This window comes from Klebsiella sp. ME-303 (assembly GCF_007910085.1).
GTDB classification, from domain to species: Bacteria; Pseudomonadota; Gammaproteobacteria; order Enterobacterales; family Enterobacteriaceae; genus Klebsiella; species Klebsiella michiganensis.
This window is the reverse complement of sequence record NZ_VOJB01000061.1, coordinates 281230-300989: the sequence shown is the minus strand read 5'-3', so window position 1 is coordinate 300989 and position 19760 is coordinate 281230. Positions and strand designations below refer to the sequence as shown.

Genomic DNA, 19760 nt, shown 5'->3' with positions numbered 1-19760 from the left:
AATATTGCGCGGGCGCAAATTAGTGCATGTATAAAAGAAAAATATAAATATATATGAATTATTTATTTACACTGAGGAAATAATACGTATTTTATATCAATAAGCGGCCCGTCCGGGCCGCAGAGAGAAGATTTAGCGCGGGGAGACCGTCACCTGGCTGCCGCTGCCGGCAATGGCTACGCGCTGGCCGACGGAGAACGGCGTGCTGCCTTGCTTTTGCACTACCATGATGGTGTTACCGTCATCTTTGCGGATTTCCAGCTCAACGCCCTGAGTTTTATTCATCGCGCCCTGTACGCCCTGACCGGCTACGCCGCCGGCGACTGCGCCTGCCGCCGTTGCCAGGGAGCGACCCGTGCCGCCGCCAATGGTGTTACCGAGGAAGCCGCCGAGCACCGCGCCGCCGATGGCGCCGATGGCGTTGCTGTCATCTCCGCCCTGAATCTGCACCGCGCGGGTATGCACAATGGTGCCGTAGGTCACGCTCTGGACCTGTTTGGCTTCAGATGCGGAGTAAACATCGCCGGACAGGCCGCTGCTGCTGACGCAGCCTGCAAGCGTAAAACCAATCATCGAGACAGCCAAAACACGTAAAATCATTTATGAATCTCCTGTTCACCAAGAAGCGTTCTGTTGAACTTCCTTGTAGCCAATTATATGGCATTTAAGCGTCTGCTGGCATAGCAGATGCAACGACTATACAAAAAATAATAATCAGAGTCGTCTCAACCTAAACTAAACACAAGTTCTTTACCCTAAGAATCGGCAGCGCTGCTTGTATTGTTAAAAAGTATTATAGCAGCGTAGCTTTGCCCCCTCGTTTATGATGGAGTGTGGGGATATACGAGAGTCATGGAATGAAGGAAAGCGTATGAAATCAGGCCGCTTTATCGGCGTTATGTCCGGCACCAGCCTTGATGGTGTTGATGTTGTTCTCGCAGCAATTAATGAAAATCTGGTTGCCCAGCAGGCCAGCCTGACCTATCCCATCCCAATCGCGATTAAAGAAGATATCCTGGCCATCTGCCAGGGGCAGCAGCTGACTCTTTCGCAGCTGGGGCGTCTCGATACGCGCCTGGGACGGTTATTTGCCGATGCGGTTCTGGCATTGATGGCTCGGGAAAAGCTCAAGGCGGCGGACATCATCGCTATCGGCTGCCATGGCCAAACGGTCTGGCATGAGCCAGCAGGCGATGCGCCGCATACTTTGCAGATTGGCGACAATAACCAGATTGCCGCGCATACCGGCGTGACGGTGGTCGGGGACTTTCGCCGTCGCGATATGGCGCTCGGCGGGCAGGGCGCGCCGCTGGTCCCGGCGTTCCACCACGCGCTGCTGGCGCACCCGGTTGAGCGTCGAATGGTTCTCAATATTGGCGGGATCGCCAACCTCTCTTTGCTGGCGCCAGGTCTGCCGGTGCGCGGCTACGACACCGGCCCGGGCAACATGCTGATGGATGCGTGGGTCTGGCGTCAGTGTGGTAAACCCTTCGATAAAGACGCGCAGTGGGCCAGCGAGGGTAAAATTGTGCTGCCGTTGCTGCAGGATATGCTAAGCGATCCGTGGTTTGCGCTGCCGGCGCCAAAGAGCACCGGTCGTGAATACTTTAACTACGGCTGGCTGTCGCAGCATCTGGCGCGTTATCCGGGGCTTCGCGCCCAGGACGTTCAGGCGACCCTTGCGGAGCTGACCGCCGTCAGCATCAGTGAACAGGTGCTGCTCAGCGGGGGATGTGAACGCCTGCTGGTATGCGGCGGCGGGGCGCGCAATCCGCTTCTGATGGCCCGTCTGGCGGCGCTGCTGCCGGGAACCGAGGTATCGACGACCGATGAGGCGGGGATCAGCGGTGATGATATGGAGGCGCTGGCTTTCGCATGGCTGGCGTGGCGGACGCTTGCCGGACTACCCGGCAATCTCCCTTCCGTGACCGGCGCGTCGCAAGCTTCCGTGCTTGGCGCGATTTTTCCGGCCAATCCGCCGCAAAATCAGAGTTAACTGAAATCACCCGCGCCGGTTTCTTCGTAAACTGGACAGCGTTGAGGGAGGGCGTTATGCCTTCCCGGACCGGGAAAGTCGAAGGCAAATTGATGAAAAAAATACTTATTCTTGCTGTACCTTTTATGCTGGCGGGCTGTAGCTACTACAACCAGTTTGTCGAGCGGATGAATACGGACACCCTCGAGTATCAGTGTGACCAGAAACCGTTGACCGTCCATCTCAATCATACTCGCCAGCAGGTCAGCTTTATTTACGATAATCAGCAGCTCAATTTACAGCAGGGGCTCTCCGCCTCTGGCGCGCGCTATACCGATGGCGTTTACGTCTTCTGGTCGAAGGGCGATAGCGCCACCGTCTATAAACGGGACCGTATCGTGCTGGAAAACTGTCAGCTGCAAACCGCCAAACGTTGAGATTTCAGCCATGGGGGCGCACAATAACGCTACCCTTTGATTATTTTCTCAATTGCCATGTCTGATAACGACGAATTGCAGCAAATCGCGCACCTGCGCCGTGAGTATACCCGTGGTGGCCTGCGCCGCCACGATCTTCCCGCCGAACCTCTGGCACTCTTTGAGCGCTGGCTGCGTCAGGCCTGTGACGCAAAGCTCGCTGACCCAACGGCGATGGTTGTCGCGACCGTCGATGAAAACTCGCAGCCTTACCAGCGCATCGTGTTGCTCAAGCACTACGATGAGAAAGGCCTGGTGTTCTATACCAACCTCGGCAGCCGCAAAGCCCATCAGATTGAAAAAAATCCCCGCATCAGCCTGCTTTTCCCATGGCATATGCTGGAACGTCAGGTGATGGTTATCGGTAAAGCGGAACGCCTTTCAACGCTGGAAGTGGTGAAATATTTCCATAGCCGTCCGCGCGATAGTCAGATTGGCGCATGGGTGTCGCAGCAGTCCAGCCGTATCTCGGCGCGCGGCATCCTTGAGAGTAAGTTCCTGGAGCTTAAGCAAAAATTCCAGCAGGGCGAAGTGCCGCTGCCGAGCTTCTGGGGCGGATTCCGCGTCAGTATCGAACAGATGGAGTTCTGGCAGGGCGGCGAGCATCGTCTGCACGATCGTTTTCTCTACCAGCGGCAAAACGGCGGCTGGCAAATCGACCGACTGGCGCCATAAAGGACGCAAAAATGTTGTGTTAAGCGCTGGTGCATCGTGGCCCGGCGCTTTATTCTATACGCTTCATTTTTCAAGCTGCATCATTGTTAGCTGCGCCTGCCTGGCTCTGTCGCTTACCTGAGTAAGTTCCCCGGGCTTTCACATGCTTGCCGCGGCGACGCAGCTTGAATAATTTTGCGTAGATATTTTTTTCGCGTCTGGCGAAAAGTCGTGTACCGGCAGAGGTGCAGTCGTTTTATAGATGGAGAATTTGATGGCAAGCAGTAACTTGATTAAACAATTGCAGGAGCGGGGGCTGATAGCCCAGGTGACGGACGAAGAAGCGTTAGCAGAGCGACTGGCGCAAGGCCCGATCGCGCTCTATTGCGGCTTCGATCCCACCGCTGACAGCTTGCATTTGGGGCATCTTGTTCCATTGTTATGCCTGAAACGCTTCCAGATGGCCGGCCATAAACCGGTTGCCCTGGTGGGCGGCGCGACCGGTCTGATTGGCGACCCGAGCTTTAAAGCCGCGGAGCGTAAACTGAACACTGAAGATACCGTGCAGGAGTGGGTAGATAAAATTCGCAAACAGGTCGCGCCTTTCCTCGACTTTGATTGCGGTGAAAATTCTGCCATTGCCGCCAACAACTACGACTGGTTTGGCAGCATGAACGTGCTGACATTCCTGCGTGATATCGGCAAGCACTTCTCGGTAAACCAGATGATCAACAAAGAAGCGGTGAAGCAGCGTCTGAACCGCGACGACCAGGGCATCTCTTTTACCGAGTTCTCCTACAACCTGCTGCAGGGTTACGACTTTGCCTGCCTGAACAAGCTGCACGGCGTGGCGCTGCAAATCGGCGGTTCTGACCAGTGGGGCAACATTACCTCCGGTATCGACCTGACCCGTCGTCTGCACCAGAACCAGGTCTTTGGCCTGACCGTTCCGCTGATCACCAAGGCGGACGGCACGAAATTCGGTAAAACCGAAGGCGGCGCAGTGTGGCTGGATCCGAAGAAAACCAGTCCGTACAAGTTCTACCAGTTCTGGATCAACACTGCGGATGCCGACGTTTATCGCTTCCTGAAGTTCTTCACTTTTATGGACATGGCTGACATCAATGCCCTGGAAGAAGAAGACAAAAACAGCGGTAAAGCACCGCGCGCCCAGTATGTGCTGGCCGAACAGGTGACCCGCCTGGTGCACGGTGAAGAAGGTCTGGTGGCGGCAAAACGCATTACCGAGAGCCTGTTCAACGGTAACCTGAGCGATTTGAGCGAAGCCGATTTCGAACAGCTGGCGCAGGATGGCGTGCCGATGATCGAAATGGATAAAGGCGCCGATCTGATGCAGGCGCTGGTTGATTCTGAACTGCAGCCGTCCCGCGGTCAGGCGCGTAAAACCATCGCATCCAATGCGGTGACCATCAACGGCGAAAAACAGTCCGACCCGGAATACGTATTTGTTGATGCCGACCGTCTCTTTGGTCGCTACACCTTACTGCGTCGCGGTAAGAAAAATTACTGTCTGGTCTGCTGGAAGTAATTGCGTAAAGGCAGGGGCGTGGGAAACCGCGCCCCTTATTTTTTGCTCTCAGGTAATCAAGATGAAGAATATCCTCGCCATCCAGTCCCACGTTGTGTTTGGCCATGCGGGCAACAGCGCCGCTGAATTTCCGATGCGCCGCCTTGGCGCCAACGTCTGGCCGCTTAATACCGTACAATTCTCCAACCATACCCAATACGGGAAGTGGACCGGCTGCGTGATGCCGCCAGCGCATCTGACGGAAATTGTTCAGGGGATTGCCGATATTAACCAGCTTCAGCGCTGTGACGCGGTATTAAGCGGATACCTGGGATCGGCGGAACAGGGCGAACATATTCTTGGCATCGTGCGTCAGGTGAAAAGCGCCAATCCGGCCGCGAAATATTTCTGCGATCCGGTCATGGGGCACCCTGAAAAGGGCTGTATCGTGGCGCCCGGCGTCGCGGAGTTTCATGTACGCTATGCGCTGCCGGCGAGCGATATTATTGCGCCAAACCTGGTTGAGCTGGAGATCCTCTGCGGGCATCCGGTGGCGAACGTCAACGAAGCGGTGCTGGCCGCGCGCGAGCTGATTGCACAGGGGCCGGAAGTGGTGCTGGTGAAGCATCTTTCGCGGGCCGGGCTGAGTATGGATCGTTTTGAAATGCTGCTGGTCACCGCGCAGGAAGCCTGGCATATCAGCCGTCCGCTGGTGGATTTTGGCATGCGCCAGCCGGTGGGCGTCGGCGATGTCACCAGCGGGCTGCTGCTGGTTAAGCTGCTGCAGGGCGCGGGACTGCGCGATGCGCTGGAGCACGTGACCGCCGCGGTGTATGAAATCATGCTGGCGACAAAAAATATGCAGGAGTATGAACTACAGGTTGTGGCGGCTCAGGATCGCATCGCGCAGCCGGAGCACTACTTCAGCGCTACGCAGCTTTAAGAGGTGTGAGAACAACTTGCCCGACCTGCGTCGGGCAAGCATCGGCTTCACTTCAGCCCTTCAGCCTCAAGGGCGGCGGCTACCGCAGGCCGGGCGGCAACGCGCTTCATCCAGGCTGCAATATTGCTATAGCCTTCCATATCCAGCTTCACGGCGTACGCCCAGCGCAGCACGGTAAACAGGTAGCCATCGGCGATAGTGAAACGGTGCCCGTTAATCCACTCTTTATCTTCCAGGCATTCGTTCACGTACTGCATTTTTTTGTCCAGCAGCGCGCGAGCGACAGGTTTGTAATCCTCCGGCGTATCCGGGCGAAACAGCGGGGTAAAACCTTTATGCAGCTCCGTCGCCACGTAGTTAAGCCACTCCAGCGTCTGATAGCGGGCAATGCTTCCCACCGGCGCCAGCAGCTGGCGGTCCGGCACGCGATCGGCGATATATTGCATAATGGCCACGCCTTCCGTCAGCAGCACATCATCGTCCAGCAGCAGCGCCGGTACCTGACCCTTCGGGTTGATCTGCAGATAATCATCCCCGTTTTCGAGACGTTTTTTCATCACGTCAACGCCCTGCAGGGTGAAGTCCAGCCCGCTTTCGCGTAGCGCGATATGCGAAGCAAGAGAACAAGCGCCGGATTTGTAGAACAGTTTCATCGGTAACTCCTCGTGGCTGCGGTTTCCTGTATGTTAGTCCGCCCAGGGGTAAAAAAAAACCGCTAACAGCGCGTTAGCGGTTTAAATTTATGGGTTTTCCCGGGGAGCTTAAGCCGTAGCGGTATCGCTGGCTTTTGCCGTTTTATCGTCGTCCTGGGTCATACGGTTCAGCTTCGGCGCCGTCATGAGCATCAGGATGGCGATAATGCCGGTGGCGACACCGATATGCAGGAACACGCGACCGTAAACTTCCAGCGACATCAGCGGGTCAGTCACGTTATCCGGCACCGCCATCATGTTCGCCACGTAGCCGCCGATCAGGTTGGCGCCAGCGGTAGTCAGGAACCAGCTACCCATAATGAAGCCCATCAGGCGCTGCGGAACCAGCTGTGCCACCATTGCCAGACCCAGACCGGAAATCATCAGTTCACCGATACTCTGCAGGCCGTAGCTGATCACCAGCCAGCTGACGTTTACGATGCCCGCGTCGCTGGCGAACTTAGCGCCCAGCGGCAGGACAAGGAAGGCGCCGGAGCACAGGACCATACCAATAGCAAACTTCATCGGCATCGGCAGGGTATCGCCCATCTTGTTATAAATGGCGGCCAGAATCGGGCTACCGATAATGATCCAGAAAGGGTTCAGCGCCTGGTACTGCTCAGGCTCGAAAGCGATGCCCAGCAGAGAGTGTTCAACGTTGCGAATCGCAAAGAAGTTGAGGGAGGTTGGCATCTGGCTATACAGAACGAAGAAGATAATCGCCTGCAGCATCAGGATGAAAGCGACGATCATTTTACGACGGGCCGCGCCCTGCATCGCGAAAGCTTCTTTAGCGAAAATAACGATGATGCCCAGCGCAACCACGCCCAGCGCCATACGTGCAATACCCTGGTTGTGCAGCAGCCAAGTTGCAATCGCGATGAGAACCACCACGCCAACGATAGTCGCCAGCAGCTTACCTACCTGCAGCGGGGCGAAGTCAGGCTTCGAGCCGTACTGTTTAACCCAGCGCTGGCAGAAAGCGAAATTGACGATGGTGATAACCAGGCCGACAAAGCTCAGGGCGAAAGCGACGCTCCAGCCAAACTTCGCCGCCAGCCACGGCGTGGCCAGCATAGAGAAGAAGGAACCGATGTTGACGGACATATAGTACATGGTAAATGCACCGTCCAGACGCGGGTCGTTCTTTTCATAGCAGGTTGAGAGCAGGGAAGAGGGGTTAGCCTTAAACAGGCCGTTACCGACGGCAATCGTCGCCATACCCATATACACGATGCTCGCATCGTGCCCGGACCACGCTACCAGGCCGTAGCCGATAGCCAGAACGATTGCGCCGAGCATGATGACGCGCTTAGTGCCAAGCACCTTGTCGCCCAGCCAGCCGCCAATCGCCACCAGGCCGTAGACCAGCGCGCTAAAGGAGGAGAACAGAGTAATAGAGTCCGCTTCTGACATACCCAGCTGTTTAACCAGGTAAACGGCCATGATCCCTTGCAGGCCGTAGAAACCAAAACGTTCCCACAGCTCAATAGAGAAGATGAGATAGAACGAACGTGGTTGTTTGAAAGCGTTTAAACTTACGCTTTCTGTTGGTTTATTGTTTGCAGTCGACACAAATACCTCTTTTTTTACATCCCATATTAACGGGGGGTGTTCGGGGCGCAATCTTCTCAGACCGCCGCCTTTATAGTTATTCTGGAGGGAAAACGGCAGGTAATGTTCACTATCCTGCCCCTTCAGGCAATAGCTTTGCAATAATCTGTTACACATATTCCATGCGGCATAATACACCGCCTACTCAAATGTTATTCAGAGTTAAATTTCAAGGTTTAGCCAAAGGGGGAGTTTTTATCTTCTGGAATCCGAAGTTTTTCGCATAATGGCGATATGTTCGGCTGTATGCGCTTGCATCCAGTGATATAGCCCGTAATCCTAAAAATTGATGGGTTATTGTGTTGGTATTTAACTTAAGGGTATTTGAATCAGCAGGTTTGCACGCAAAAGCGTTAACATTAAATCAACAATAAATTGACCAGGTGATCTCGATCACAAATGTATAGAAATTTTGCCTCTAAAAAAAATGAATAAGCTGGCCGATGATTATATAACCGCATAATCACCCGCAACAGCGCGAAAATGATGGCGTGAATGTCGATGAAGGCGGGGGAAAAGCAGCGTCATCACCCTGATGGATAATGACGCGATGCGTGTTCAGAGATCGACCTTCTCTTTGTACTCGCAAAGGTCTTCTATCAGGCAGGAGCCGCAGCGCGGTTTGCGGGCAATACAGGTATAACGGCCGTGCAGGATTAACCAGTGATGGCAGTCGACTTTAAATTCCGCTGGAACCACCTTTAACAGCTTTTCTTCAACCTGTTCAACGTTCTTACCGGGCGCGAATTGTGTCCGATTGCAAACGCGGAAGATATGCGTATCGACGGCGATTGTCGGCCAGCCGAAGGCGGTGTTGAGTACCACGTTCGCGGTTTTACGGCCGACGCCGGGAAGCGCCTCAAGGGCCGCCCGATCTTCCGGCACTTCACCATTGTGCTGCTCAAGCAGGATACGACAGGTCTTGATGACGTTTTCTGCTTTGCTGTTAAACAGGCCAATAGTCTTGATATACGACTTCACGCCCTCAACGCCCAGTGCCAGCATGGCCGCCGGTGTGTTGGCGACCGGGTAGAGTTTTGCCGTCGCTTTGTTGACGCTGACGTCGGTGGCCTGCGCCGAGAGCAGGACGGCAATCAATAATTCAAACGGCGAGTGAAAATTCAGCTCCGTGGTGGGGTGCGGGTTGTTATCCCTGAGCCTGGTGAGGATCTCCAGGCGTTTACTCTTATTCATTCCAGGCTTTTCCCGTCACATCAGACGGCGCAACGACATCGGCTTGTACCGCTTTAGCTTTGCGCTGTTTGCTACGTTCATCGATAAGGTATTTTACCGCCAACATCATGCCGAGGCCAATAAATGCCCCCGGCGGCAGCATCGCCAGCAGAAACGGCGTATCGGTATGAAATACTTCAATGCGCAGAACTTTAGCCCAGCTGCCGAGCAGGCTATCGGCACCGTCAAACAGGGTACCGTTGCCGAGAATTTCCCGCATTGAGCCGAGCACAAACATCGCGCAGGTTGCCCCCATACCGATGGAAAAACCATCCAGCGCCGACAGCGCCGGGCCTTTTTTCGCGGCAAAGGCCTCAGCGCGCCCAACCACGATACAGTTGGTGACAATCAGCGGGATAAAGATCCCCAGAGACTGATAGAGGCCGAACGCGTAGGCGTTGATCAGCATCTGCACGACGCTCACCACCGAAGCGATGATCATGACGTAAATCGGAATACGGATTTCCGCCGGCGTCCAGCGGCGCAGGCTGGAAATGGTCAGGTTCGTCAGGGTGAGCACCAGCGTCGTCGCCAGCCCAAGGCCAAGGGCGTTGGTGGCGGTCGAGGTCACGGCGAGTAGGGGACACATCCCCAGCAGCTGAACCAGCGCGGAGTTGTTTTTCCACAACCCCTGAACAATAACGTCTTTTACTTCGCTCATGATTTAGTCTCCACAGGGAGTGAATGCGGAAATCTGCGCGGGCAGCGTTTGTGCGTACAGGCCGGCGCGCTTGACGGCATTGACCACCGCGCGCGGGGTAATGGTAGCCCCGGTAAACTGGTCGAAGTCGCCGCCGTCTTTTTTCACGGCCCAGTGGCTGTCGTTTTGTCCATGAATCACTTTACCGGCAAAGAGGGTGATCCAGTCGGAAATTCTGAGTTCGATTTTATCGCCCAGCCCCGGCGTCTCATGATGTTCGGTGACGCGGGTACCCAGCACGGTACCTTTAAAATCGGCGGCCACCAGCAGCTGAATGGCCCCGGAATAGCCGTCCGGAGCGGTGGCTTCCATCACCGCAGCCACCGGTTTTTCGCCATCCTGAGCGATCCAAACCTTGTGCTGGCCTTTTCCCAGCGCCGGGGCGGTAACTTGATAACAGCTTTTCAGCAAGTCGTTGTTATAAAGATTAGCCGGCATAACCTGGTCAAATAAGGCTTTTTGCTGCTGGGCAGCCTGGTCTTCAATGGTGCTTTTGGTCAGCTCGTTAATCGCGGCCGTCAGCCCGGTAGACCCCGCCGCAAAGAGGGCCAGCGTGATGCCGTGTTTACGCATGCTTTGTAACATGTTCGGGTCCTCAGCGGTGGCCGTACGCGCGCGGGCGCGTATAGTAATCGATCAAGGGAACGGTAATATTGGCCAGCAGAACGGCAAAGGCCACGCCATCCGGATAGCCGCCAAAGCTGCGAATTAGCCATACCAGTAACCCCGCCAGCGCGCCGAAGATCAGGCGTCCGCGATTGGTGGTGGAGGCGGTTACCGGATCCGTCAGAATAAAGAATGCGCCCAGCATGGTGGCGCCGGACAGCAGATGAATTTGCGGCGAGGCGAGGCTTTCCGGGGAGAACAGCCATCCGAGGGTAGCGCAAACGGCAAGGCTCAGCAGAAAACTGACCGGAATATGCCAGCGAATGGCTTTTTGCCATAACAGGAACAGACCACCCGCCAGATACGCCACGTTAACCCACTGCCAGCCGAGGCCGGCGAGCGCGCCGCCGTAGACAGGATACTGGAGAATCTCTTCAACCGCGTGACCGGCATGAAGCGAGGTTTTGAAGGTATCCAGCGGCGTGGCCTGGCTGATACCGTCAATGCCCATTCGCAGGCTGTTCATGTCTCCACCGCTCGCCGTATGGCCAGTGAAAATCATCCGCAGCGCGTCGCTAAATCCGGGAACATTGGCGGCTATCTCATGCGGCGGGAGCCACGAAGTCATCTGGACCGGGAAGGAGATGAGCAGTACGACATAGCCGATCATCGCCGGGTTAAAAGGATTATGACCCAGACCACCGTAGAGCTGTTTAGCGATGATCACCGCGAACGCGGTCCCCAGCACCACCATCCACCAGGGAGCAAAAGGCGGAATACTGATGGCCAGCAGCAGGCCGGTCAGCAGCGCGGAGTTATCGGCGAGGATCGCGGGAATATTTTGTTTGCGCAGTTTAAGGATGGCCGCTTCGGCTCCCCACGCCGTGATGGCGGCAAGGATAATTTGCAGCACGGTACCCCAGCCGAAAAACCAGGTCTGAACCGCGATGCCGGGCACGGCGGCGAGCAGCACCAGCAGCATAATCCGCGAAGTCTGGCGCTGATTGTGGGTATAAGGGGAACTTGCGATTCTGAAAACCATTTAATCCTCGTTAACTGCCTGCCGGGATGCTTTCCGGGCCTGAACGCGGGCGATTGCTTCAGCGACTGCCGCTTTGCGGGCGTCATCATTGGCTGCCGACGGGGGAACTGCTTGTTGCTGTTGTTCTGCTTTACGCGCTTTAGCCCGGGCGATGGCGGCCTCGACGGCGGCCTTGCGCGGGTCAACGGCGGCGGGCTGCTCCGCTGCGGCGTCTTCCGCAGGAACCGCCTGCTGTTCGACTTTGCGCGCTTTGGCTCGGGCGATGGCGGCCTCAACGGCGGCTTTGCGCGGGTCAACAGCGGCAGGCTGCTCCGCTGCGGCGTCTTCCGTCGGAGCGGCCTGCTGTTGGGCTTTACGCGCTTTGGCCCGGGCGATGGCGGCCTCGACGGCGGCTTTGCGCGGGTCAACAGCGGCAGGCTGCTCTACTGCGGCGTCTTCCGCAGGAACCGCCTGCTGTTCGACTTTGCGCGCTTTGGCTCGGGCGATGGCGGCCTCGACGGCGGCCTTGCGCGGGTCAACGGCGGCGTCGGATGACGGCCCGGCGACGTTGCTTTGTGCCTGTTGCTGCGCTTTGCGTGCCCGGGCCTCGGCCTTGCGGGCTTCGCGGGCGGCAATGGCTTCGCTGTTATCCGGTTTGGCGCCGGAGAGCACGATAATTGGCTGCGCCGCGTCACGCTGCTTTTCCCGTACCCGGGCAAGGGCGGCGTTAATCGCGTCCTGATCTTTCGCCGCGGGCTGGACCGCGGCCTGCTTATGCCGTTCCAGACGCGCGGCTTTATCGCGCTCAAGACGCGCCTGACGGGCCTCAAAGCGTAATTTCGCCTCCGCCGCGCGTTTCTCTTCCTGAGCAAGCGCGTAAATCTCCGCTTTTTCCTGGCGGAAGTACTGCACCAGCGGGATATTGCTTGGGCAGACCCAGGCGCAGGCGCCGCACTCAATGCAATCCGCCAGGTTATGGCTGGTGGCTTTGTCGTGCTGCTGGCCTTTGCTGAACCAATAAAGCTGCTGCGGCAGAAGATCGGCCGGGCAGGCGTCCGCGCAGGCGCTGCAGCGGATGCAGCCTTTTTCCTCTTCCGGCTCGCCCATTTCGCTCGCCGACGGCGCCAGCAGGCAGTTGGTGATTTTCACGACCGGCACGTCGAGCCACGGCACGGTGAAGCCCATCAGCGGCCCGCCCATAATTACCATAGGATCGCCGCTCGGACAGAAACCGGCATCGTTGAGCAGATGGCTGACCGGAGTGCCGAGGCGCGCCCAGACGTTGCCCGGACGCGAGATCGCTTCCCCGGTCAGGGTGACGACGCGCTCGGTCAGCGGCTCGCCGTCGATTACCGCGCGTTTCACCGCATAGGCGGTGCCGACGTTCTGCATCAGCACGCCGATGTCAGAGGAGCGTCCGCCGTGAGGCACCTGCTTGCCGGTAAGGATCTGCGTCAGCTGTTTCGCGCCGCCGGAGGGATATTTCGTGGGGATCACGCGCAGGGAAATACCGTGCGTGTCGGCTAATACCGCGCGCAGCATCGAAATCGCCTGCGGTTTATTATCCTCGATGCCGATCAGTACCTGAGCTGGCTGCAGAATATGGGCAAGGATGCGAATACCCTCGACGATCTGCGCCGCGCAATCCTGCATCAGACGGTCGTCGGCGGTAATATAGGGTTCGCACTCGGCGGCGTTGATAATGAGTGTGTCGATTTTGTCGCCGCCGCCGCGCAGCTTGGTGCCGGTCGGGAAACCCGCGCCGCCCAGTCCGGCCACGCCAAACTGGTGAATACGCTCAATCAGCGCTTCGCGGGATTTATTCTGGTAATCGTTCCAGCCATCGCGTTCAATCCAGCGGTCTTCGCCATCGGCATCAATAATGACGCTCATTTCCGCCAGCGCGGAAGGGTGGGCGGTAGAGTGGGGGGCAATGGCCGCCACCGTACCGGACGTCGGGGCGTGCACCGGCAGCATTCTGCCCCAGCCGCGCGTTAACGGCTGGCCGCGCAGGACGCGATCGCCCGGCTGAACGCAGAGTTCACCTTCCGCGCCAATATGCTGTTTTAGCGGAATGACAAAACGCTGCGGCAGTGAAACCTGACGCAGCGGGGTACCGTTGGACTGGGTTTTCATTTCTGGCGGATGGATGCCGCCGTTGAAGTCCCAGACTTTATCTTTGCGAAAAGCGGAAAATAACTTAAACATGTTGTTCCACGGGAATAATGCGTACCGGGATGGTCTGAAGATCCCATTTCCAGGTTTCTGTCGTCGGCGCCACCGGGCGCAGTTCAATACATTGCGTCGGACAAGGCGCGACGCAAAGATTACAGCCGGTACAGAGATCGCTCATCACCGTATGCATGGCGCGCGTGGCGCCGACGATGGCATCGACGGGACAGGCCTGAATGCATTTTGTGCAGCCGATGCAGTTCGCCTCGTCGATCACCGCCAGCATTCGCACCGGTTCGGCTTCCTGCGCATCGCCGTCTGTCGGCTGCGGATCGACGTTCAATAGCTCGGCGATTTTCAGCATCACCGCTTCGCCGCCGGGGGCGCAGCAGTTGATTTTCTCGCCCTGGGTCCCCACCGCTTCAGCGTAGGGACGACAGCCAGGATAGCCGCACTGGCCGCACTGGCTCTGCGGAAGCAGGGCATCAATTTTTTCCACCACCGGGTCATCTTCCACCGCAAAGCGGCGGGAGGCGTACCCCAGAATTAAGCCGAAAATTAGCCCCAGCAGGCTAATGGCGACCACGGCTATCCAGACAGCGTTCATTACAACTTCACCAAACCACTAAAGCCCATAAAAGCAAGGGACATTAAACCTGCGGTGACCAGCGCAATCGCGTTACCGCGAAACGGCGCGGGAACATCCGCTACCACCAGTCGCTCGCGAATGGAGGCGAAAAGCACCATAACCAGCGAAAAACCGACCGCGGCGGCAAAACCGTACAGCGCCGATTGCAGGAAATTATGCCCAAGGTTAATGTTGAGCAGCGCCACGCCGAGCACCGCGCAGTTGGTGGTGATCAGCGGCAGGAAGATGCCAAGCAGGCGATACAGCGCCGGGCTGGTTTTACGCACGACCATTTCGGTAAACTGCACCACCACGGCGATGACCAGGATAAAGGCCAGCGTACGTAAATAGACCAGATCCAGCGGGATAAGGATCCAGGTATCAATTAACCAGGCGCAAATAGAGGCCAGCGTCATCACAAACGTGGTGGCGAGCCCCATCCCCATAGCGGCTTCCAGCTTTTTGGAAACCCCCATAAACGGGCACAGTCCAAGAAACTTCACCAGCACGAAGTTGTTAACCAGAACAGTGCCAACAAAGAGCAGTAAATAATCAGCCATCATTCGACCTGAAATAGAAAAAGCCGTCTATTATCGAATAAATCGATACCGGCGACAACAGGTTAACTGTGTGGTTATTACGGATTCACAAAGGTCCGCTTAACCCGTTGAGAGCGCCTGAAATAGGGCGCAAGCAGCGCTGCGGCGAGGAGAGGGAAGAGCAGCTGGCGCAGCGCGAGCGCGTCGGAAATCGGGGAAAAGGCAAAGGCTTTTACCGCCAGCAGAAGCGTGATCAGCAGCCAGATAATGTAGTGCTTCGGTACCCCTTTCCGCCGTTTAAAGAAGGCGATGGTCAACCACAGCGTGTAGTACCACATGGCGATCGCAAAGGCTAAGGAGGCGATCCACAGGGCGAGATGTTCGATGCTCATCGCGCTCAGCAATGCGTAAGTCTGGGAAGACATCAGAGCATCAGCAAAAAACAGCAGCGACAATGAGGCGCTAAGCAAGGCTACCAGGAGCCATGCCAGCGGTGCCAGAAGCCATCCGCCAATACGTTCCACAGAGTCAGAAGACATTATTACTCCAGAATTCAACGCCAGTTATAAATAAAAGCAGGGCGGAAGTATAAGCAACTGGCGTGAATGATGACAGTCTTTATTGCACGTAGCGCCAGACGGACTTGGGCACTTCGCCGATGTTGAACAATTTGCCGCCAGAAACCAGCTCCGCCCGGCGATGGTCGGCCGCGCGATACATGTTGACGATCTCTTCGTTATCGGTCAGGGAATAGTTAAGGTGATCAAAAAGTTTTTCCAGACTTTCCAGCGAACTGATTTTACGAAATTTTAATAAGTAGTCCTGAACGGTCATTTGCGTATCCATTTTATAATCGGAATAAATTAAGTTGAATATACCCATACTGAGTAAACCTGTTCTCAACCGGCAGTTCCTTTCTAAGATAAACTGTATGCAATTATTTCGGTTGTAAATACCGGTGACAAGAACAGATGATGTTTCCGGCCTGGTAAAAAGAAATTTAAGAGTATTCCATAACTGAATCAGGCGCCGGAAGGCGCCTGGGAGAGAAGATTAACGCTGTTCGCCTCGGCTGGCAATAACGTTTTGATACCAGAAAAAACTCTTTTTCCGTTTACGCGCCAGATTTTGCTGGTGATCGACATAAACGAATCCGTATTGTTTTTTATAACCGTTCAGCCAGCTCAAAAGATCAATAAAGGACCAGGGGTAGTAGCCGCGCACGTCGGCGCCCTGTTCCAGCGCTTTTTCCAGCGCGGTAATATGGCTACTGAGATAGTCAATCCGCGGGTCGTCGACGATTTCGCCATTGATAATCGGGTCTATTGCCCCCAGGCCGTTTTCGGTGATGTAGATCGGAATATCACCGTAGCGCGCTTTAATCATCATGATCCCGTCGGTTAAGCCCTGAGGCCAAATTTCCCAGCCCCATTCGGTATAGGTGCTTTGCGGGTTGCGCACGAAGTAGAAGAGCCCATCCACGCCCGGCTCGCCGCCGGTTGGTACTTCAGGAGGCTGCGCCGACACGGTTTCACGGCGATAGTAGTTCAGGCCGATAAAGTCACAGCGGTTGTCACGCAGCAGCGCGTCGTCTCCCGGTTCAAAGACCGGAACCCCCCACAGCGCCCGGGTCTGCTGCAGTAGCTCTGCGGGATAGCCGCCTTTTAATACCGGATCGTAGAGCCAGTGGGTATGGATGGCGTCCGCCATCTCTGTCGCCCGTTTATCTTCCTCACTGTCGGTTAATGCGGTGTGCGGCTGCAGCACGTTGACAAACCCTATCTCCCCCGCCACGCCCATTTCACGAAACGCTTTCACGGCCAGCGCATGGGCGATAAAGACGTGGTGGCAGGCCTGAATGGCGCGCGCCGGATCGCGCACCGCAGGAGGATGGAGGCCGTTAATGTAACCGTGGCCGATAAAGACGATAGTCTCGTTAAAGGTTGCCCACAGTTTGACCCGGGAGCCAAAACGTTGATAGCACAGGCGAGCGTACTCAGCGAAGGCTTCCGCGGTACTGCGCGCCTCCCAGCCGCCTTCATCCTGCAGCGCCTGGGGAAGATCCCAGTGGTACAGGGTAATCATCGGTTCAATGTTATGCGCCAGCAGTTCGTCAATCAGGTCGCTGTAAAATTGGACGCCAGCCTCGTTCACTTCACCGCGGCCGCCAGGCAGCAGGCGGGGCCAGGAAATAGAAAAGCGATAGCTTTGCAAACCCATTTCCGCCATCAGCGCTACGTCTTCGCGAAAACGATGGTAGTGGTCAACGGCGACGTCACCGGTCGTCCCCTGATAGGTGGTGCCCGGAAGGTGAGAATAAATATCCCAGATAGAAGGGCCTTTGCCGTCGGCATCGTGACCGCCTTCAACCTGCCAGGCCGCGGTCGCGGCGCCCCATAAAAAGTGTTGCGGGAATTTGGACATGAAGAAACTCCTTATCGATTGATAAAGAGAGTGTAATAAAGGCGTATGCAACTATGCAACCGGTTTCAGAAACCGGTTGCATAGTTGCGAAGCGGGTCACTGTTTATTTCGACAGCGGCTTCGTCTGAACAGCATCAACGGCAGGCGGGGACTGGTAGTTATCAATATGATGAGCGATAACTAAAAGCAGGGCCGAAACGCCCAAAACAATCCAGCCAATAAGTTCTACAATACGGTTAAAAACGTTTTCCATAACTCTACGGCAAATGGTGAAACCAGACTGAAATGGTACTCAACGACTGAAGTAACGCAAGTGTTACATGATCTTAGCTGCGCAAATGGCGTAAAGCTGAGCAACCGGTGCAGGGGCAAACGCGTCGAAGATGCGTTCAGAATCGCGGTGTTAGTGCGGCTGCGACATTTCGTTAAGGGGGCAGAAAAATGAGTGACCCTATCCGGGTAGGTTTAATCGGGTACGGCTATGCGAGCAAAACCTTTCATGCGCCGCTGGTCAGCGGTACGCCGGGGATGACGCTGGCGGCGGTCTCGAGCAGCGATGAAACGAAAGTGCTGGCCGACTGGCCTGCGGTGAAGGTGGTGACCGCACCGCAGGCGCTCTTTAGCGACCCCGATATCGATCTGGTGGTGATCCCCACGTCCAATGATACCCATTTCCCGCTGGCGAAAGCTGCGCTGGAAGCGGGCAAGCATGTAGTGGTGGATAAACCGTTTACCGTGACACTGTCACAGGCTCGCGAGCTTGAGGCCATTGCCAAAAGCGAGGGGCGACTGCTGTCCGTGTTCCATAACCGCCGCTGGGACAGCGATTTTCTGACGGTGAAGTCGCTGATTAACGAAGGCCTGTTAGGGGAAGTCGGCTATTTTGAGTCGCATTTCGACCGCTATCGACCGCAGGTACGGCAACGCTGGCGCGAGCAAGGTGGGCCGGGCAGCGGCATCTGGTACGATCTTGCCCCGCATCTGCTGGACCAGGTGGTAAATCTCTTCGGTCTGCCGGTGAGTATGCAGGTCGACCTGGCTCAGCTACGGCCTGGCTCCCAGTCCACAGACTATTTTCATGCGGTGTTGGCCTGGCCGCAGCGTCGCGTGGTGCTGCACGGAACCCTGGTGGCCGCGGCGGAAACGGCGCGCTTTATCATCCACGGTTCGCGGGGAAGCTATGTGAAATACGGCCTTGATCCGCAGGAAGAACGGCTGAAAAGCGGTGAGCGCCTGCCGCAGGAGGATTGGGGGTATGATATGCGCGACGGGCTGCTGACGCGTGCCGAAGGCGAGGAAATCACCGAGGAGTCGTGGCTGACGCTACCGGGCAACTATCCAGCGTATTACGCCGCCATTCGCGATGCGCTTAATGGCATCGGCGTTAACCCGGTTCCGGCAAGCCAGGCGATTCAGATTATGGAGCTGATTGAGCTTGGGCTGGAGTCGGCCAGGCATCGGGCGACGCTGTGCCTGAATTAGGCCGACCTGACGAAACGCGCTGGCCAGGCGCTGATTGAGCTTCCCCCCGTGCTGGCACGGGGGAGAAACATCAAGCCTGCTGCACGCGCTGGATCAGCGCCGCTTTCTCCTGGGCGCTTAAAAAGGCGAGCTCCAGACCGTTTCTCTGCGCCTGGCGAATTTGCTCGCGGCTTAAACCGGCTGCCGGGGCGGCGACGGTGTATTCATGGATAATATCGACGCCCTGAACGGCGGGGTCGTCGGTATTGATGCAGGCCAGCACGCCGTGTTCAAGGAATGTTTTCAGCGGATGCTCGGCCAGGGATGGCACGGTGCTGGTCTGAATATTAGAGGTCAGGCAGGACTCAATCCCGATTCGCTGCGCGGCGAGATAATCCATCAGCGCCGGATCCTGCACCGCCTTCACGCCGTGGCCGATACGCTCGGCGCCCAGTTCGCGAATCGCCTGCCAGATGCTTTCCGGGCCAGCGGCTTCGCCCGCATGTACGGTGATGCGCCAGCCCGCATCGCGCGCGCGGCTGAAGTGATCCATAAACAGATTTCCCGGGAAGCCGAGCTCATCCCCGGCGAGGTCGAGGGCGGTGATGCCATCGCGATGGGCGAGCAGGGCCGCAAGCTCCTCTTCGCAGGCCGCTTCGCCAAAGGTGCGGCTCAGAATGCCGATCAGGCGGGCCTCAACGTTAAAGTCGCGGCTGCCTTCTTTAACGCCGGCGATCACCGCTTCGACCACGCCCGCGACCGGCAGCTGGTGGGTCATCGCCATATAGCGCGGAGAGAAACGCAGTTCAACGTAGTGCAGGCCGTTGCGAGCGGCATCTTCGAGGTTTTCATAAGCGACGCGGCGGCAGGCTTCCAGCGAGGCCAGCACCTTTACGCCCCAGTCAAGTTTAGCGAGGAAGCTGACCAGGTCAGGCTCATTGCGGGTGACCTGTACATGAGGACGTAAGGTGTCGAGGGTGTCTGCCGGAAGGGCGAGGTTGTACTGGCGGCCAAGATCGAGAATGGTTTGGGCCCGGATATTACCATCAAGGTGGCGATGGATGTCGGTTAATGGCAAAGTTAAATCAATCATG

At 56.6% G+C, this 19760-nt stretch carries 21 protein-coding genes; 6 read left to right on the top strand and 15 right to left on the bottom strand.

Features of this window, described 5'->3' with window-relative positions:
- Positions 1-132: 132 nt before the first annotated feature.
- Positions 133-600, bottom strand: a complete 468-nt coding sequence (slyB, locus tag FQK12_RS06915) for an outer membrane lipoprotein SlyB (protein WP_004851450.1) — start codon at positions 598-600, stop codon at positions 133-135.
- A gap of 271 nt (positions 601-871) precedes the next feature.
- Here slyB and anmK point away from each other — a divergent pair, with 271 nt between their 5' ends.
- The 5 genes from anmK (at position 872) to pdxY (ending at position 5576) form a co-directional block, all read left to right on the top strand.
- Positions 872-1996 carry an anhydro-N-acetylmuramic acid kinase gene (gene anmK, locus FQK12_RS06910; RefSeq protein ID WP_014229594.1) on the top strand — a complete coding sequence of 375 codons (1125 nt, stop codon included), beginning with the start codon at positions 872-874 and terminating at the stop codon, positions 1994-1996.
- A gap of 92 nt (positions 1997-2088) precedes the next feature.
- The gene (mliC, locus tag FQK12_RS06905; RefSeq protein WP_014229593.1) at positions 2089-2412 is read left to right on the top strand and encodes a C-type lysozyme inhibitor; all 324 of its coding nucleotides are present in this window, start codon (positions 2089-2091) and stop codon (positions 2410-2412) included.
- A gap of 57 nt (positions 2413-2469) precedes the next feature.
- Positions 2470-3126, top strand: a complete 657-nt coding sequence (pdxH, locus tag FQK12_RS06900) for a pyridoxamine 5'-phosphate oxidase (RefSeq protein WP_004851446.1) — start codon at positions 2470-2472, stop codon at positions 3124-3126.
- Positions 3127-3379: 253 nt separating this feature from the next.
- On the top strand, positions 3380-4654 hold the full coding sequence (tyrS, locus tag FQK12_RS06895; protein WP_014229592.1) for a tyrosine--tRNA ligase: 1275 nt from the start codon (positions 3380-3382) through the stop codon (positions 4652-4654).
- A gap of 61 nt (positions 4655-4715) precedes the next feature.
- Positions 4716-5576, top strand: coding sequence for a pyridoxal kinase PdxY (gene pdxY, locus FQK12_RS06890; protein WP_009654806.1), 861 nt, complete (start codon positions 4716-4718; stop codon positions 5574-5576).
- A 47-nt stretch (positions 5577-5623) separates the two neighbouring features.
- On the opposite strand, the gene gstA is transcribed toward pdxY, so the two are convergent.
- The 13 genes from gstA to blr all read right to left on the bottom strand — a co-directional run bounded on the left by gstA (position 5624) and on the right by blr (position 17458).
- Positions 5624-6229 (bottom strand): glutathione transferase GstA, encoded by a 606-nt coding sequence (gene gstA / locus FQK12_RS06885; protein WP_004851441.1) that lies wholly within the window; start codon positions 6227-6229, stop codon positions 5624-5626.
- A gap of 108 nt (positions 6230-6337) precedes the next feature.
- Positions 6338-7843: a dipeptide/tripeptide permease DtpA gene (gene dtpA, locus FQK12_RS06880; RefSeq protein ID WP_014229591.1), complete on the bottom strand. Its 1506-nt coding sequence runs from the start codon at positions 7841-7843 to the stop codon at positions 6338-6340.
- A 597-nt stretch (positions 7844-8440) separates the two neighbouring features.
- Positions 8441-9076 (bottom strand): endonuclease III, encoded by a 636-nt coding sequence (gene nth / locus FQK12_RS06875; protein ID WP_004851438.1) that lies wholly within the window; start codon positions 9074-9076, stop codon positions 8441-8443.
- On the bottom strand, positions 9069-9776 hold the full coding sequence (locus FQK12_RS06870) for an electron transport complex subunit E (protein ID WP_004851436.1): 708 nt from the start codon (positions 9774-9776) through the stop codon (positions 9069-9071). The genes nth and FQK12_RS06870 overlap by 8 nt, the downstream gene beginning before the upstream one ends.
- Positions 9777-9779: 3 nt before the next feature.
- Complete coding sequence (gene rsxG, locus FQK12_RS06865) at positions 9780-10400, bottom strand: electron transport complex subunit RsxG (RefSeq protein WP_004851434.1); 621 nt, start codon at positions 10398-10400, stop codon at positions 9780-9782.
- 10 nt (positions 10401-10410) lie between these two features.
- Positions 10411-11463 (bottom strand): electron transport complex subunit RsxD, encoded by a 1053-nt coding sequence (gene rsxD / locus FQK12_RS06860; protein WP_014229590.1) that lies wholly within the window; start codon positions 11461-11463, stop codon positions 10411-10413.
- Positions 11464-13650 (bottom strand): electron transport complex subunit RsxC, encoded by a 2187-nt coding sequence (gene rsxC, locus FQK12_RS06855; RefSeq protein ID WP_146295675.1) that lies wholly within the window; start codon positions 13648-13650, stop codon positions 11464-11466. It lies immediately after the preceding gene.
- Positions 13643-14221 carry an electron transport complex subunit RsxB gene (gene rsxB, locus FQK12_RS06850; protein ID WP_014229588.1) on the bottom strand — a complete coding sequence of 193 codons (579 nt, stop codon included), beginning with the start codon at positions 14219-14221 and terminating at the stop codon, positions 13643-13645. Before rsxB ends, rsxC begins: the two co-directional genes overlap by 8 nt.
- The gene (gene rsxA / locus FQK12_RS06845) at positions 14221-14802 is read right to left on the bottom strand and encodes an electron transport complex subunit RsxA (protein WP_004102633.1); all 582 of its coding nucleotides are present in this window, start codon (positions 14800-14802) and stop codon (positions 14221-14223) included. Before rsxA ends, rsxB begins: the two co-directional genes overlap by 1 nt.
- A gap of 77 nt (positions 14803-14879) precedes the next feature.
- Positions 14880-15320, bottom strand: a complete 441-nt coding sequence (locus FQK12_RS06840) for a DUF2569 domain-containing protein (protein ID WP_014229587.1) — start codon at positions 15318-15320, stop codon at positions 14880-14882.
- A gap of 79 nt (positions 15321-15399) precedes the next feature.
- A complete protein-coding gene (ydgT, locus tag FQK12_RS06835; protein WP_004134363.1) occupies positions 15400-15615 on the bottom strand; it encodes a transcription modulator YdgT in 216 nt (71 codons plus the stop codon).
- 219 nt (positions 15616-15834) lie between these two features.
- Positions 15835-17205, bottom strand: coding sequence for a GH1 family beta-glucosidase (locus FQK12_RS06830; RefSeq protein ID WP_014229586.1), 1371 nt, complete (start codon positions 17203-17205; stop codon positions 15835-15837).
- A gap of 103 nt (positions 17206-17308) precedes the next feature.
- Positions 17309-17458: a division septum protein Blr gene (blr, locus tag FQK12_RS06825; protein ID WP_014229585.1), complete on the bottom strand. Its 150-nt coding sequence runs from the start codon at positions 17456-17458 to the stop codon at positions 17309-17311.
- 188 nt (positions 17459-17646) lie between these two features.
- Between blr and FQK12_RS06820 the strand changes: the two genes are divergently transcribed.
- Positions 17647-18687, top strand: a complete 1041-nt coding sequence (locus FQK12_RS06820; RefSeq protein WP_014229584.1) for an oxidoreductase — start codon at positions 17647-17649, stop codon at positions 18685-18687.
- Between the two features lie 70 nt (positions 18688-18757).
- On the opposite strand, the gene add is transcribed toward FQK12_RS06820, so the two are convergent.
- Complete coding sequence (gene add / locus FQK12_RS06815) at positions 18758-19759, bottom strand: adenosine deaminase (protein ID WP_014229583.1); 1002 nt, start codon at positions 19757-19759, stop codon at positions 18758-18760.
- Between the last annotated feature and the right edge of the window lies 1 nt (position 19760).